15 protein-coding genes are annotated in these 14416 nt (G+C 51.8%); 8 read left to right on the forward strand and 7 right to left on the reverse strand.

The window, feature by feature from the left end; genetic code table 11:
* Window positions 1-3 precede the first annotated feature (3 nt).
* Together OGV71_RS15845 and OGV71_RS15850 are read right to left on the reverse strand one after the other, a co-directional pair.
* Entirely contained in the window at window positions 4-660 is a 657-nt protein-coding gene (locus OGV71_RS15845; RefSeq protein WP_003841657.1) for a carbon-nitrogen hydrolase family protein, read from the reverse strand.
* Window positions 661-766: 106 nt separating this feature from the next.
* Window positions 767-997, reverse strand: coding sequence for a DNA polymerase III subunit theta (locus OGV71_RS15850; RefSeq protein WP_003034925.1), 231 nt, complete (start codon window positions 995-997; stop codon window positions 767-769).
* 143 nt (window positions 998-1140) lie between these two features.
* Here OGV71_RS15850 and yobA point away from each other — a divergent pair, with 143 nt between their 5' ends.
* The 4 genes from yobA (at window position 1141) to pphA (ending at window position 3804) form a co-directional block, all read left to right on the forward strand.
* Window positions 1141-1515 (forward strand): CopC domain-containing protein YobA, encoded by a 375-nt coding sequence (gene yobA / locus OGV71_RS15855; RefSeq protein WP_003841654.1) that lies wholly within the window; start codon window positions 1141-1143, stop codon window positions 1513-1515.
* Window positions 1516-1518: 3 nt separating this feature from the next.
* Window positions 1519-2391: a copper homeostasis membrane protein CopD gene (gene copD / locus OGV71_RS15860; RefSeq protein ID WP_286533614.1), complete on the forward strand. Its 873-nt coding sequence runs from the start codon at window positions 1519-1521 to the stop codon at window positions 2389-2391.
* A gap of 20 nt (window positions 2392-2411) precedes the next feature.
* On the forward strand, window positions 2412-2750 hold the full coding sequence (locus OGV71_RS15865; RefSeq protein ID WP_003034934.1) for a YebY family protein: 339 nt from the start codon (window positions 2412-2414) through the stop codon (window positions 2748-2750).
* Window positions 2751-3162: 412 nt separating this feature from the next.
* Window positions 3163-3804, forward strand: a complete 642-nt coding sequence (pphA, locus tag OGV71_RS15870) for a protein-serine/threonine phosphatase (RefSeq protein WP_128295755.1) — start codon at window positions 3163-3165, stop codon at window positions 3802-3804.
* Here pphA and OGV71_RS15875 read toward each other — a convergent pair whose 3' ends face one another.
* The 5 genes from OGV71_RS15875 to yebS all read right to left on the reverse strand — a co-directional run bounded on the left by OGV71_RS15875 (window position 3805) and on the right by yebS (window position 9822).
* Window positions 3805-3996 carry a YdfD/YebW family protein gene (locus OGV71_RS15875; RefSeq protein WP_003034941.1) on the reverse strand — a complete coding sequence of 64 codons (192 nt, stop codon included), beginning with the start codon at window positions 3994-3996 and terminating at the stop codon, window positions 3805-3807.
* Window positions 3997-4098: 102 nt separating this feature from the next.
* Window positions 4099-4335, reverse strand: coding sequence for a YebV family protein (locus tag OGV71_RS15880; protein WP_029139506.1), 237 nt, complete (start codon window positions 4333-4335; stop codon window positions 4099-4101).
* A gap of 100 nt (window positions 4336-4435) precedes the next feature.
* Window positions 4436-5857 (reverse strand): 16S rRNA (cytosine(1407)-C(5))-methyltransferase RsmF, encoded by a 1422-nt coding sequence (rsmF, locus tag OGV71_RS15885; protein ID WP_072291341.1) that lies wholly within the window; start codon window positions 5855-5857, stop codon window positions 4436-4438.
* A gap of 79 nt (window positions 5858-5936) precedes the next feature.
* On the reverse strand, window positions 5937-8570 hold the full coding sequence (locus tag OGV71_RS15890) for a PqiB family protein (protein WP_003034947.1): 2634 nt from the start codon (window positions 8568-8570) through the stop codon (window positions 5937-5939).
* Window positions 8539-9822 (reverse strand): membrane integrity lipid transport subunit YebS, encoded by a 1284-nt coding sequence (gene yebS, locus OGV71_RS15895; protein ID WP_003841983.1) that lies wholly within the window; start codon window positions 9820-9822, stop codon window positions 8539-8541. Before yebS ends, OGV71_RS15890 begins: the two co-directional genes overlap by 32 nt.
* Window positions 9823-9950: 128 nt before the next feature.
* Here yebS and msrC point away from each other — a divergent pair, with 128 nt between their 5' ends.
* The 4 genes from msrC (at window position 9951) to htpX (ending at window position 14373) form a co-directional block, all read left to right on the forward strand.
* The gene (msrC, locus tag OGV71_RS15900; protein ID WP_003034953.1) at window positions 9951-10448 is read left to right on the forward strand and encodes a free L-methionine (R)-S-oxide reductase MsrC; all 498 of its coding nucleotides are present in this window, start codon (window positions 9951-9953) and stop codon (window positions 10446-10448) included.
* Window positions 10449-10544: 96 nt separating this feature from the next.
* Window positions 10545-11231 (forward strand): RNA chaperone ProQ, encoded by a 687-nt coding sequence (proQ, locus tag OGV71_RS15905; RefSeq protein ID WP_003034957.1) that lies wholly within the window; start codon window positions 10545-10547, stop codon window positions 11229-11231.
* Window positions 11232-11250: 19 nt separating this feature from the next.
* A complete protein-coding gene (gene prc / locus OGV71_RS15910; RefSeq protein WP_063940869.1) occupies window positions 11251-13299 on the forward strand; it encodes a carboxy terminal-processing peptidase in 2049 nt (682 codons plus the stop codon).
* Between the two features lie 192 nt (window positions 13300-13491).
* Entirely contained in the window at window positions 13492-14373 is an 882-nt protein-coding gene (gene htpX / locus OGV71_RS15915; RefSeq protein WP_003034964.1) for a protease HtpX, read from the forward strand.
* Window positions 14374-14416 lie beyond the last annotated feature (43 nt).

The raw sequence follows: 14416 nt of genomic DNA on the forward strand, positions 1-14416 counted from the left end.
CGACTAGCGTAATGGAATGATATCACCTTGCCAACCCCGTGGCGTGCGTTGACCGGTTAACAGCAAAGAACCGCTGTCTGCGCGAACAATCAATCGGCCTCGCTCATCCCATAACGCGCTGCTGCCACGCGCATTGGCCATTAATACAGCTATGGCAAACTTATGCGAGAAACTCTGGAGACGAGATGTGGAGGAGAGCAATTCGGGTTCGCTAATGGACTGACTGCTGGTGAACAGGGAGTAAGCCGGGTCGATATCGATACCTTCCGGCTGGCTATCCACTACGCTAATGGCATTTTGCTGTCTGGCGATACAGGCTCCGTGACTTTGATGAAACGTTAAGGGCGAGGTCATCCAGGGAGAAAAGAGCGCGATGCCTTTTACGAACCGGTTGTTATGTTCCACCGGTAGTCCCGCAATGATTGTCATACGATAAGTCACGGCGGCATGGGCGAGAGGTTCTAACAGCGCTTCATCGGGTGGGGCAGGAAGCGCGTCATGTTCATCAACACAACCTAACAAGGAGAGGGAAGGAAAGACCAGCAATTCACATTGGCATTGGGCGGCTGCCTGAATGAATTGCAGGTGATGTGCGACATGCTCGGTAACTGAGGTGTGAAGAGGTTCGTACTGCGCTGCTGCGATTTTCCAGTGTGACATAATGATTTCCTTTTCATAGTGTCTACAATCATCCTGAAAGTATAGATTAAGAATATGCTTATACTGTAGCAGCCATCATGTAAGGAATCGTAACGTAGTATAAGTTTTATTTAACTTTAGGCTCGTAAGGTAAACGTGAAAGGGAAACGGATGCCAGTCGGTGCGCGATGAGTCTTTCGCGAAACCAGTCGCGTAAATGTTCGGGCTGTTCACGCTCAACAACTTCGGCAACAACCGGCATGTTGTATCGCTCCTTAAACGCTACACCTGCAGCGGCCAGGTCAACATTGACCTTATCCATCTCCGCCTGCTCAAGTTTGGCCAGATTGATGTTCATGGGCTTCTCCTTTTCTCTGTCTTTCGGCGCGCAAAGTTACTAAGAGTGTGCATTAATGGCAAGACCGAAATGATGATTCTCGACTCGATCATTGTAGAAGGTTATTCTCTATAGATTAGACATAACAAAAAGGAATAGTTGAAATGGCTTCATCTGCATCTATGCTTCGCAGCGCTCTCATCGTACTCGCCAGCGTGCTGGCAACGCCCGCCGCCCTGGCGCATGCCCACCTCACAAAACAAAGCCCGGCTGCTAATGCCGAGGTTGTGGCATCTCCTCAGGCGTTGACGCTGAATTTTTCTGAAGGCGTAGAGCCGGGATTCAGCGGCGCAACCCTGACAGGTCCAAACAAAGAACAGATCAAAACGGGCAAGGCGTCACGCAGTGAGCAGGACAAAACGCAGCTGATTGTTCCGCTTGATCAAACACTTGAAGCAGGAAAATATACGGTCGACTGGCACGTTGTTTCCGTGGATGGTCACAAGACGAAGGGGCAATATACCTTTAGCGTGAAATAACCGATGCTGGCATTTACCTGGGTTGCATTACGGTTTATCCATTTTACCACTTTGATGCTGGTGTTTGGTTGTGCGCTTTACGGCGCATGGCTGGCTCCCGTTTCGGTTCGTCGTTTAATGATGCGTCGTTTTTTGCGTCTGCAACGGCATGCCGCAACGTGGAGCTTTATCAGCGCGGCGCTGATGCTGGCGATCCAGGGTGGGTTAATGGGCTCAGGCTGGCGGGATGTTATCTCTACAGATGTATGGGGCGCGGTGTTGCAAACGCAGTTTGGCGGAGTCTGGTTATGGCAGATTATCCTCGCGCTGGTCACTCTGGTGGTGGTTATTATCGTACCGCGTAGCATGCCGCGACGGCTGTTAATGCTGACGATTGCGCAGTTTATTTTGCTGGCTGGCGTAGGGCATGCGACGCTGCATAGTGGTATTACTGGGGCAATCCAGCAGGTTAACCATGCCTTGCATCTGATATGTGCCGCCGCCTGGTTCGGTGGCCTGCTACCCGTACTTTACTGTATGCGAATGGCGCATGGCCGCTGGCGAGAACAGGCCATCAGCACCATGATGCGTTTCTCCCGCTACGGGCATCTTTTTGTTATCGGTGTTTTACTTACCGGTATTATGAATGCGCTGTTTATTGTCGGTTTTTCTGTTCCCTGGCACATGGCTTACGGGCGGCTGCTTTTGTTAAAAGGTGCCCTGGTCATGCTAATGGTGGCGATTGCGCTGGTGAATCGGTATGTTCTGGTACCACGCATGCAGCAGGATAACCGCGGCATGACTCTCTATTTTATTTGGATGACCAAGCTGGAATGGGGTATAGGAGCCGTTGTGCTGGCAATTGTCAGCCTGTTCGCAACCCTTGAACCTTTCTGATTGATGGACTGGCGAAACGCATGAAAAAAATCATTATCTCTTTATTACTCCTGGCAAGCTCCGGAGCCGCGCTGGCTGCGCCGCAGGTCATTACCGTCAGCCGTTTTGAGGTTGGCAAAGATAAGTGGGCGTTTAATCGGGAAGAGGTGATGCTGACCTGCCGCCCGGGTAACGCGCTGTATGTCATCAATCCCAGTACGCTGGTGCAATACCCGTTGAATGATGTTGCCAGACAGCAGATGGAGAGCGGAAAAACCACGGCAAAGCCGATCGAGATTATCCAGATTGATGATCCGGCGAAACCGGGCGAAAAAATGAGCCTGGCACCGTTTGTGGAGCGTGCAGAAAAGCTCTGCTAATTGTCAGATGTAGCGCTCTGATTTCCAATAAAAAACCGCAAGGTTCTCGCACGAGAACTTGCGGTTTTTGCGTTTGGATGTGTAACAAACGTCCTTTTTTTCCGGCCACTTTAGTCGCGGACTGGAAAACCTGGCGCTGTCATCTATTCTTAAATGGCAGGGTAACTTAGCCTGCATTAATGCCAACTTTTAGCGCACGGCTCTCTCCCAAGAGCCATTTCCCTGGACCGAATACAGGAATCGTATTCGGTCTCTTTTTATGTGGCGAATGCGATGCCATCCAGGGCAAAACACGACTTATCGCATGCTTCATTCTCCATAAACCATACCATACTCCTGCCCACGATCGTCCAGGCTTTTTTACCATCATTGCTAAAATTATAATCAGGTACCCTTGTACTCTGGAGGCGACATGGGACGACCTGACAATATCTATCAACGAATCGACGGTACGCAGTGGCGTCACGTCTGGGTGGTTGGGGATATCCACGGCTGCTTCTCGATACTGATGGCTAAACTGCGGCAGTACCGTTTTGATCCCTGGCAGGATCTGCTGGTTTCAGTGGGGGATGTTATTGACCGTGGACCAGACAGTTTGCGTTGCCTGAAATTATTGCGTAAACGCTGGATTGTCGCGGTCAGGGGGAATCATGAACAGATGGCGCTGGACGCGCTGGCGACGGGGGATAAATTCATGTGGTTAATGAATGGTGGCTCGTGGTTTGCGCAGGCGGAGCAACCGGCAGCGAAATTCGCTCTTGAAGAGTGTTGGCAATTACCCTGGATTCTGGAGCTGCACTGTCAAAACGGCATACACGTTATTGCTCATGCCGATTACCCGGATGATGATTATCAGTGGCTAAAAAAGATCGATTTACAGCGTGTGCTGTGGGATCGTTCGAGGCTAATGAACAACGGTTGTGGGATTCGCGGCGCGGATCACTTTTGGTTTGGCCACACGCCGTTGCGCCATCGGCTGGATCGCGAGAATCTGCATTATATTGATACCGGTGCTGTATTTGGCGGCGAGTTAACGCTGGTACAACTGCAATAATCAAAAATCGCTGTATTCCTGGGCCGGGTGCCAGAAACTATCAATGTAGTCATCCGCGGGTAAACACCCTCCGTTACGAATACGTTGATCGTCCATCGATATCAGGCACTGCTGCTCAGTTTTGTAGACATCAACCACGATATCTTCACAACCGCCATCCAGGTAGCACACAAAAAGAACCAGCGTGAACATTCCATCCTCAAATGGTAAAGCCATAGCTGTAGTGTAGAAGATGTTGATAGATGAGGGAAATTAACTAAGAAATAACCCGTCTGGCGACGGGTTCTTTTTGAATCAGGCAAGGCGCATGATCCAGGCATCTGACTTACGATCGTAGTGTTCGCGAAATAGTACTGAATGTTCTCCGTTCAACAGGGCCGGGACGCTGGTATCGGCATCCCAGGCATCCAGTTGCATACATAAATCCGGGTCGGATTTACACGGAATGGTTAACGTTCGGTCCCCCGGCGATTCGCCATGTAACTCGGCGTCGTCGATTTCAAAAGCGCCAATGCGCACACTGGTTTTCATCATCGTGCTCTCCGTTAATTTGCTAATTGTGGTACGACCAGTTAGGTCGTCCATTTTTCAGCGTAGTCAACGTTAGCAAAAGCGCCAGTAAAAACGTGCGTTATCCTGTAAAGAGTTTGCCATCCCGGACAAGATCGCGTGGGTAGCTATTCTTCAGTCGCGATCCAATACGTTTTGCCAGACCGATAGGCTGATGCTGGAATGTAACCAGTACGTCGTCACTCGTCGGTGTGGCTTGTGGGTAGACATCCCGGCCGCGGTACCACTCTTCAGCTTCGGCAAGCGTCAGTTCAAACGCATGGCTGTGATTTGGGTTGGCGAGCGCGATGACGGCTTCATGCTGCCAGCGGTAGCCTTTATTGTGCGTTTCGGCTAATTTGACGCCGAGTCGTGAAAAGCGGACTTTGCCGATCAGTGACTCAATTTCTGTTGGGAACAGCCAAATCTCTTTATCGCGCTGCCACAGGCGTAAATTATCTTCCCACTGCAGTCCACAAGCGCTCGCGGCTTGCGCGATAAGCGCGGACTCGCGTCCTTTCAGCGGGCTAAACGGGAAGTTACCGACTTTATATGTCGGCGCAGGTAGTGGAGGGATGGCGGCTGTTTTGCGCAAACGCGCAACGAAGAAACCTTCGCAATCGTAAATTTGCGGAAACACATGCAGGAATCCTTCCGGCGTCAGGGCGCGTTCGGCCTGTGGAAATAAATCGCCGAGTGGTAAAAACTCGACGGCGTCCGGGTAGGTTTCAATCAACCACCGCATGATATTTTCATTTTCGTCACGATTAAGCGTACAGGTCGAGTAAACCAACGTGCCGCCGGGGCGCAGAGCGTGAAAGGCGCTGTCGAGCAGTTCGCGCTGAGTTGCGGCAATTTCCAGATTACTTTCTGGCGACCAGTTTTTTAGCGCATCGGGGTCTTTACGCACTACGCCTTCCCCGGAACACGGGGCGTCCAGCAATATGGCATCAAATGATTCCGGCAACGCAGCACCAAATACTCGTCCGTCAAAATGGGTCAGGGCGACGTTGGCTATCCCGCAACGGCTGATATTGGCATGCAGGACTTTGACGCGACTGGCAGAAAATTCATTCGCCAGAATGGCGCCTCGATTATTCATTTTTGCGGCAATTTGCGTGGTTTTGGAGCCAGGGGCTGCCGCGACATCCATTACGCGTTCCGGGGTATTGCCTTCGGCAAACAGCGCAGCGACTGGCAGCATTGAGCTGGCTTCCTGAATATAAAACAGGCCGCTTAAATGTTCTGCTGTGCTACCGAGCGGCACTAACTCATCTTCATCGCGTTCGATCCAGAAACCTTCAGCACACCAGGGAACCGGAGTGAGAGACCAGTTGTAAGGTGCTGTCAGTGTGAGGAAATCGGCAACGGAGATTTTCAGCGTATTGACGCGAATGCTGCGGCGCAACGGGCGCTGACAGGCAGCGAGAAAATCATCGAATGAGAGCGTGGAAGGCATTGCTTCACGCATTTTAGTCAGAAAGGCGTCGGGAAAATAAGCCACTTGGTACCACCGGCAAAAAAACAGGTGCGCAGTGTAGCATAAGTGCTCCGGCGCGAGTACGCCGGAGCAAGTGGAGAGATTATCGTGGCAGGGCTGTTCCCCATTCACGCCACTCTTTCGGTTCGCTTTCGAGCAACAGGAAGTGTTTACCTGCCTGCGCTTTAGGAGCCAGCGGTGTACCTGGTGGAGTCGCGAAGGCGATGCCGCCGCGGATGAACTGATTGAAGGTACCGGTCTTCACGACACCGCCAGTCAGGCCGAAGTCAAGATTGTAGCCGGATGCCAGCCAGAACACGGAGTTGTTGCGCACCAGATGCTGATAGCGCTGGCTAATGCGCATGGCAACCATCACACGATCGGAAAGCGAGCCCAGCGTCAGCCCGGTGACGGTCCCCACTTCAATACCTCTGAACAAAACTGGGGTTCCGATATTCAGTGAACCTGCTTCCGGTGCTTCCACCACAATACTCAGACCATCGAGGTAACGAGAGTCGGTAATGGTGGCTTCCTGCAGCTCAAAATCACGGCGCGGATTACCGCGTCCGGGTTCAACGTTGATGTACGGCTGCAGGATTGTATCCAGATGCTCCACGCCAGCTGCCGAAATTTGCGGGGTGATCACGGAGAAACGGGTACCGCTTCGCGCGAAGGTCTGCACGTATTCCGGGTACAGAACCGCTTTTGCCTGCACTTCGTTACGGGCGGTGATCAGCTCAAGCGTCTGAATCTGGCCGATATCGATTCCCAGGTAGCGAATCGGCATGCCAGCAGCGAGTTTACCGGCATCGAACGCATGCAGCGTTATCTGGCCGCCTACCGCACGCGCGGCGGTTTCCGAAGCATACAGAATGCGCTTGTCGCCTTTGCGTTGGCTGGCGCTGGCACCGCTTAAATTATCGAAGCTAATTGCCCCTTTGAGCGCGCGTGAAAGGGGAGATGCCTGTACGGTTAATCCGCTGCCGTTAAGCTGAACTTTTGCTCCGCCTTCGGCCCAGAACACGCTGTTGCTGGTCAACAGGTTGCGATATTCCGGTTTAATATGCAGATCGATATCAAACGCATCGGCGCGAGGACGAACGCTGATCACTTCACCGACCTCGAATTTGCGGTATAGAACCACCGAGCCGGCCTGCACATCAGGCAGCGTTTCGGCGCTCAGGCTGACCGTGGTGGTTGGCAGATCGCTCAGGCTGTTTTCAATTGCTTTTTCCAGGTTGGCATACAGCGGGTAGCTTTTTTTCATTTCCCCCTTGGTACCGGGCAAAATACGAATGCCGCCGCTGAGCCACTCGCTGGCGCTGGCGCCAAGGAACTCCACGCCATCAAGTCCGACTTTGACGTCCACGCGGCTGTTGACCACGAACTTACTGTCACCTTGCACCAGGTCACGATGCTGCGGTTCGATGGCAACGGTAAATGAAACGCCTTTGCTGGAAAGCGTGCGCTCAATCACCTGACCGACCTGAACGCCGTGGAGAATCAGCGGCTGGCCAGCATCAATACCGTAACTCTCCGGTGCGGTGAGCGTAAATGTCATGACCCCTGGATCGTGTAACAACGACTTCTCTGCGGGGATAACAACAAACTGGCTACGCGGCTCGCCTTCGCCGGGGACCAGTTCAAACGTTTTACCCGTCAGCAGTGAGCTGAGATTGGCATCGTTTAACGATAATTTAGGGCTGTGTAATTCAATCCGCGTGTTGTCGCGCAGCAGCGTTACGACGCTGGGGTCGACCGTCATTTCTCCAGTCACTTTACCGCCTGGATTTAAATCCAGTTTGGTGAGTTGGCCGACTTGTAATCCTTGATACATCAGCGATGTTGAGCCAGCTTTGAGTCCGTCCCCGCTGGGTAAGTCAAGCTTGACGATCACCCCGCGCTGGCTGTGCGCGAGATCCTGATATAAACCAAACGTGTCGTCGGCTGCGGCGGGTTTTGAGTCTTCAGGCGAATCAAAAGCAATGGCGCCATTGACCAGCGCGGCCAGACTCTCCAGTTTGATCTTCGCGCCGCTGAGGCTGACATCCGCATTCACACCGGAGACGTTCCAGAAGCGGCTGCCTTTTTTCACCAGATTGGTAAACCGACGTTCAATCAGCACGTCGATAGTTACGCCCTGATTGTTGGGGTTGATAGTGTAGTCATACACCCGGCCCACCGGAATCTTACGGAAATAAACCAGCGAACCGCTATTGAGCGAACCGAGGTCAGGCGCCCGCAGATGCAGCATCAAATCGCCATTATCCAGACGGTATTTGGGCTGCGTGTCGAGGGCAACGAAATGATCTTCTTCCTCGCCGGTTCCGGGCATCATGCCGATATAGTTACCACCAACCAATGCATCCAGACCCGAAACTCCGGCCAGCGACGCTTTCGGCGTGACCAGCCAGAACTGGGTATCTTTGCGCAGTGCATCTTTCATGCTCGATTTGATGCTGACGCGGACTTCAATTTTACGCAGATCTTTGCTGAGGTTGATATCCTGCACCGTGCCCACTTCAACGCCCTGATAACGAACGGGCGTGCGTCCTGGTACAATGCCGTCCGCGGACATGAAGTCAATGGTTACGGTATTGCCGCGATCTTCATAGCTTCCCCAGATAAGCCATCCTGCGATCATCAGTGCAATGAACGGCAGCAGCCAGAACGGAGAGATACGGCGTTTTGTTTTAATCTGCGCTTCAGTCTGCGAAGCGGGCGTTTCCTGACTCATGTGCATCCCAAAGTAAGCGGCTGTCCAGCCATTCCACAGCAAGAATAGTCAATATTACCGCCGCGCCGAAATAAAACGCAGCCGGTCCCATAGTAAAAGCAAGTATCTGATCGCGATTAATCAGCGACATGGTTAAAGCGATAACAAAGAGATCCAGCATCGACCAGCGGCCAATCCAGGTCACCATACGCAGCAGTTTTATGCGGGTACGCAATCCTTGCTCGCAGTTAAAATGGATGCTGATGAGCAACGTAAACATCACAATCACTTTGGTGAATGGCACCAGAATACTGGCGATAAAAACGATCGCCGCCACGCCGACGTTGCTGTTTGCCAAAGACATTATGCCTGACAGGATAGTGTCTTCCTGCCTACCACCGTTGACATAAATTACCGAGATGGGCAGCAGATTAGCAGGCAAAAGCAGGACAATCGAGGCCAGTAGCGCCGCCCAACACTTTTGGATACTTTGATTCCTGCGCCAGCGCAGCGGGATATGGCAACGAGGGCAGCGACCCCGAGCGTCCGGATAACCTGTAAAGTGACAACCGAGGCAGACGCGGAGCTTTTCATCAGGGCGACGGGCTGGTCTTTGCGGGTAAAATCGGTCCCAAAGCTGCTCTACGTTGAGGTGCGACAGCGTCAAAATACTGAGGATCACCAGCGCAATAAAAGCAAACAGTCCCACACCGGGTTGCAAAAAAGCATAGTCCTGAACTTTGATTGACGCGACGCCAATGCCCACAAGATAGATATCGAGCATCACCCACTCTTTGAGCCTTTCCAGCATCAGCAGCACCGGGCGCAGGTTCATCCCAAGAATATTGCCAAACCACAGATAAGCAATTGAGGTCACGAGAATTAGCGGCGCGCCAGCGACGCAAAAAAGCACGAAAGAAGCAGTGAGGGGGTCACCTTGTCGGGTCATTTGCCAGATGCCTTGCATAACATTGGCATCAATGCGCACGCCTAATAAATAGATGTGCAGGAGTGGCTCTCCCCAGGCAAAGGGCATCAGCAGCAACATGGTGAAAGCCATTGCCGCAAGTCGCGTTAATGACCAGTCGCGTCCGTCACGAATTTTTGCCTGGCAGCGTGGGCAAAAGGCACTTTGGTGCGAACGCATTTTAGGCAAGCTAAATATCAGGTCACATTCAGGGCAGCGATGATAATGTGCACGAGGTAGTGCCTCACCGATGGACCTGATGGCTATTTTTTTAGTTGGCGTGATGCGTGGTGTCGTTAAGGCCATGTATCGCGAATCAAATTGTTGAAGTAATGTTATCTTAACTCATGACGGGAATGATCTTGAGCATTAACGCATTTAATGTTTATTTTAGTAGGCTGCAGTTTTAAGTAAGACAACTAAGTGATTACATAATGAACAAAATAGAGCTATACACGGATCTGAACCGTGATTTTCAGGCATTGATGGCAGGTGAAACCAGTTTTCTGGCAACGCTGGCGAATACCAGCGCATTGTTGTACGAGCGTCTTGCTGAAGTGAACTGGGCCGGTTTTTACCTGCTTGAGGACGATACGCTGGTGCTTGGTCCCTTCCAGGGCAAAATTGCCTGCGTGCGGATCCCGGTAGGGCGTGGTGTGTGCGGTACAGCAGTGGCGCAGAACCAGGTTCAGCGTATTGAGGACGTACATGCTTTTGATGGGCACATTGCTTGTGATGCCGCCAGCAACGCTGAAATCGTCCTGCCTATCACCGTCGAAAATCAGATAATCGGCGTGCTGGATATCGATAGCACGGCGTTTGGCCGCTTTACTGAGGAAGATGAACAAGGTCTGCGTACACTGGTGGCACAGCTTGAAACCGTGCTTGCAACGACGGATTACAAAAAATTCTTTGCGCACGTCGCAGGATAATCAACGGATAACGTAGCAATTACTGATGACGTCATTATAATGTCGCCTGTTCATGCCTGCGCTTGTTGGCTACGTCCGTTGTAATCAGGAAATTTCATGGAAAATCAACCTAAGTTGAATAGCAGTAAAGAAGTCATCGCGTTTCTGGCCGAACGCTTCCCGCAGTGTTTTAGTGCGGAAGGCGAAGCGCGCCCACTGAAAATTGGCATTTTTCAGGATCTGGTAGAGCGTGTTGAGGGCGAAATGAACCTCAGCAAGACTCAGCTCCGTTCTGCCTTACGTCTCTATACTTCAAGCTGGCGCTATCTGTACGGCGTTAAATTGGGCGCAACGCGTGTTGATCTCGACGGCAACCCTTGTGGTGAGCTGGATGAACAACATGTTGAACATGCGCGCAAACAGCTGGAAGAAGCTAAAGCCCGTGTTCAGGCGCAACGCGCAGAGCAACAGGCGAAAAAACGCGAAGCGGCTGCTGCTGCCGGTGAAAAAGAAGGCGCACCGCGTCGTGAGCGTAAGCCGCGTCCTGCACCGCGTCGTAAAGAAGGTGCAGAGCGTAAACCTCGCGCTGAAAAACCAGCAGCAAAAGCACCGCGTGCTCCTCGCGAAGAACAGCATACCCCGGTATCTGATATTTCAGTACTGACGGTAGGGCAGTCTCTGAAGGTGAAAGCAGGAAATAATGCGATGGATGCCACCGTATTAGAAATCACCAAAGATGGCGTCCGTGTACAGCTGAATTCGGGTATGTCTTTGATTGTACGCGCAGAACACCTGGTGTTCTGAAACGGAGGCCAGGCCTGGCATGAACACTTTTTTTAGGCTTACTGCGTTAGCTGGTCTGCTTGCATTAGCAGGCCAGGCACTTGCTGTGGAAGACATCACGCGTGCCGATCAAATCCCCGTTTTAAAGGAAGAAACCCAGCATGCGACGGTAAGCGAACGTGTGACGTCGCGTTTTACGCGATCACACTATCGCCAGTTCGATCTGGATCAGGCGTTTTCGGCAAAAATTTTTGACCGCTATTTGAATTTGCTCGACTACAGCCACAATGTGCTGTTGGCGAGCGATATCGAACAGTATGCAAAAAAGAAAACGGTCCTCGGCGATGAACTGCGCACTGGCAAGCTGGATGTCTTTTACGATCTCTATAATCTGGCGCAAAAACGCCGATTTGAACGTTATCAGTACGCATTAAGCGTACTGGCACGTCCAATGGATTTTACCGGTAACGACACGTTTAACCTCGACCGAAGCAAAGCGCCGTGGCCGAAGAGCGAAGCAGAGCTAAATGCGCTGTGGGACGGTAAGGTTAAATTTGACGAACTCAGCCTGAAGCTGACCGGTAAAACCGATGCGGAAATTCGCGAAACGCTGACGCGCCGCTACAAATTTGCGATTCGCCGTCTGGCGCAGACCAACAGCGAAGATGTGTTCTCACTGGCGATGACAGCGTTCGCTCGTGAAATCGACCCGCATACTAACTATCTCTCTCCGCGCAATACCGAGCAGTTCAATACTGAAATGAGCTTGTCTTTGGAAGGTATTGGCGCGGTTCTGCAAATGGATGATGACTACACCGTCATTAACTCCATGGTGGCAGGTGGTCCGGCAGCCAAGAGCAAGGCGATCAGCGTTGGCGATCGTATTGTTGGCGTCGGGCAGACGGGCAAGGGCATGGTCGATGTGATTGGCTGGCGTCTGGATGACGTCGTGGCACTGATCAAAGGACCTAAAGGCAGCAAGGTACGCCTTGAAATTCTGCCTGCCGGTAAAGGTACCAAGACGCGCACCGTGACGCTAACGCGTGAACGTATTCGTCTCGAAGACCGCGCCGTGAAAATGTCCGTGAAAACCGTTGGCAAAGAAAAAGTTGGCGTACTGGATATTCCTGGCTTCTATGTAGGCCTGACTGATGATGTCAAAGTCCAACTGCAGAAACTGGAAAAACAAAATGTCAGCAGTATTATCATCGATCTGCGTACTAACGGTGGTGGAGCACTGACTGAAGCGGTTTCGCTTTCCGGTCTGTTCATTCCTTCCGGCCCGGTGGTTCAGGTTCGTGATAATAACGGTAAAGTGCGTGAAGACAGCGATACCGACGGCGTTGTGTACTACAAAGGCCCGCTAGTGGTATTGGTCGATCGCTTCAGCGCCTCAGCATCAGAGATTTTCGCTGCGGCAATGCAGGATTATGGCCGAGCGTTGATCGTTGGTGAACCAACCTTTGGGAAAGGCACCGTCCAGCAGTATCGCTCCCTGAACCGTATTTACGATCAGATGCTGCGTCCGGAATGGCCAGCGCTGGGTTCTGTTCAGTACACGATCCAGAAATTCTACCGCGTAAACGGTGGCAGCACGCAGCGTAAGGGCGTTACGCCGGATATCATCATGCCGACAGGTAATGAAGAAACTGAAACCGGCGAGAAGTTTGAAGATAACGCACTGCCGTGGGACAGCATTGATGCTGCGACCTACACTAAGTCAGATAATCTGACGCCGTTCGGACCTGAATTGCTGAAAGAGCACAATGCACGTATTGCGAACGATCCTGAGTTCCAGTACATCATGAAGGACATTGCGCGTTTCAATGCGATGAAGGATAAGCGCAACATCGCTTCTCTGAATTACGCTCAGCGTGAAAAAGAGAATAACGAAGATGACGCAATGCGTCTGGCGCGTATCAACGATCGGTTTAAACGTGAAGGCAAACCGCCATTGAAGAAACTGGACGATCTGCCGAAGGATTACCAGGAGCCGGATCCGTACCTGGATGAAACGGTAAAAATCGCGCTCGACCTGGCGCATCTTGAGAAAGAGAAGCCAGCGGAACAGCCCGCAACCAGTCAATAACCTCGAACAGGCACAAGAAATTGTGCCTGTTTTTTTAACAAGTGCATGAAGACGTCAGCCTGATACGATAAAATGTAAAGTTGTGTCTTTCTGGTGACTTAGCACCTATGGATGCTTGAAAATAGTCATAAGACCCATACGATATGGGTAATCGCATAGTGCGTTTTGTTAAATTGAGGTTAAAAGAAAATTATGATGCGAATCGCGCTCTTCCTGCTGACGAACCTGGCTGTGATGGTCGTTTTCGGGCTGGTATTGAGCCTGACAGGGATCCAGTCAAGCAGCGTTCAAGGCTTGTTGATCATGGCACTGCTGTTTGGTTTTGGTGGTTCCTTCATTTCGCTGCTGATGTCCAAATGGATGGCGTTAAAGTCCGTTGGCGGGGAAGTGATCGAACAGCCTCGCAATGAAAGAGAACGCTGGCTGATGAATACAGTTGCGAATCAGGCCCGCCAGGCCGGGATCGCTATGCCACAGGTTGCAATCTACCACGCGCCAGATATTAACGCGTTTGCGACCGGTGCCCGCCGGGATGCCTCGCTGGTGGCTGTAAGTACTGGCCTGTTGCAAAACATGAGCCCGGATGAAGCCGAAGCGGTTATCGCGCATGAGATCAGCCACATTGCCAATGGCGATATGGTGACCATGACGCTCATTCAAGGGGTAGTAAACACCTTCGTTATCTTTATCTCACGTATTCTGGCGCAAATTGCCGCTGGGTTTATGGGCGGTAACCGCGATGAGGGAGAGGGTAGCAACGGTAACCCGTTAATCTACTTTGCGGTAGCGACGGTGCTGGAACTGGTGTTTGGTATTCTGGCGAGCATCATTACCATGTGGTTCTCTCGTCATCGTGAATTCCATGCGGATGCCGGTTCTGCAAAACTGGTGGGTCGTGAAAAAATGATCGCCGCGCTGCAGCGCCTGAAAACCAGCTATGAGCCGCAGGAAGCGACCAGTATGATGGCGTTCTGCATCAACGGTAAATCCAAATCGCTGAGTGAGCTGTTTATGACTCACCCCCCGTTGGACAAACGTATTGAAGCGCTGCGCAGCGGTGAGTACCTGAAATAATCTGCAGCAGACAACAACAAAAAGCGCGTCGACAGACGCGCTT

Origin of the sequence: Citrobacter sp. Cf088, from assembly GCF_030334295.1 — a bacterium.
Classification (GTDB): domain Bacteria; phylum Pseudomonadota; class Gammaproteobacteria; order Enterobacterales; family Enterobacteriaceae; genus Citrobacter; species Citrobacter freundii.

What these genes read in the sequence shown, in the direction of transcription:
- OGV71_RS15850 (WP_003034925.1), bottom strand. Translation starts at nt 997, where the DNA reads ATGAACATCAATCTGGCCAAACTTGAGCAGGCGGAGATGGATAAGGTC.
- yobA (WP_003841654.1), top strand. Translation starts at nt 1,141, where the DNA reads ATGGCTTCATCTGCATCTATGCTTCGCAGCGCTCTCATCGTACTCGCC.
- OGV71_RS15865 (WP_003034934.1), top strand. Translation starts at nt 2,412, where the DNA reads ATGAAAAAAATCATTATCTCTTTATTACTCCTGGCAAGCTCCGGAGCC.
- OGV71_RS15890 (WP_003034947.1), bottom strand. Translation starts at nt 8,570, where the DNA reads ATGAGTCAGGAAACGCCCGCTTCGCAGACTGAAGCGCAGATTAAAACA.
- pphA (WP_128295755.1), top strand. Translation starts at nt 3,163, where the DNA reads ATGGGACGACCTGACAATATCTATCAACGAATCGACGGTACGCAGTGG.
- yebS (WP_003841983.1), bottom strand. Translation starts at nt 9,822, where the DNA reads ATGGCCTTAACGACACCACGCATCACGCCAACTAAAAAAATAGCCATC.
- msrC (WP_003034953.1), top strand. Translation starts at nt 9,951, where the DNA reads ATGAACAAAATAGAGCTATACACGGATCTGAACCGTGATTTTCAGGCA.
- OGV71_RS15845 (WP_003841657.1), bottom strand. Translation starts at nt 660, where the DNA reads ATGTCACACTGGAAAATCGCAGCAGCGCAGTACGAACCTCTTCACACC.
- OGV71_RS15875 (WP_003034941.1), bottom strand. Translation starts at nt 3,996, where the DNA reads ATGTTCACGCTGGTTCTTTTTGTGTGCTACCTGGATGGCGGTTGTGAA.
- copD (WP_286533614.1), top strand. Translation starts at nt 1,519, where the DNA reads ATGCTGGCATTTACCTGGGTTGCATTACGGTTTATCCATTTTACCACT.
- proQ (WP_003034957.1), top strand. Translation starts at nt 10,545, where the DNA reads ATGGAAAATCAACCTAAGTTGAATAGCAGTAAAGAAGTCATCGCGTTT.
- prc (WP_063940869.1), top strand. Translation starts at nt 11,251, where the DNA reads ATGAACACTTTTTTTAGGCTTACTGCGTTAGCTGGTCTGCTTGCATTA.
- htpX (WP_003034964.1), top strand. Translation starts at nt 13,492, where the DNA reads ATGATGCGAATCGCGCTCTTCCTGCTGACGAACCTGGCTGTGATGGTC.
- OGV71_RS15880 (WP_029139506.1), bottom strand. Translation starts at nt 4,335, where the DNA reads ATGAAAACCAGTGTGCGCATTGGCGCTTTTGAAATCGACGACGCCGAG.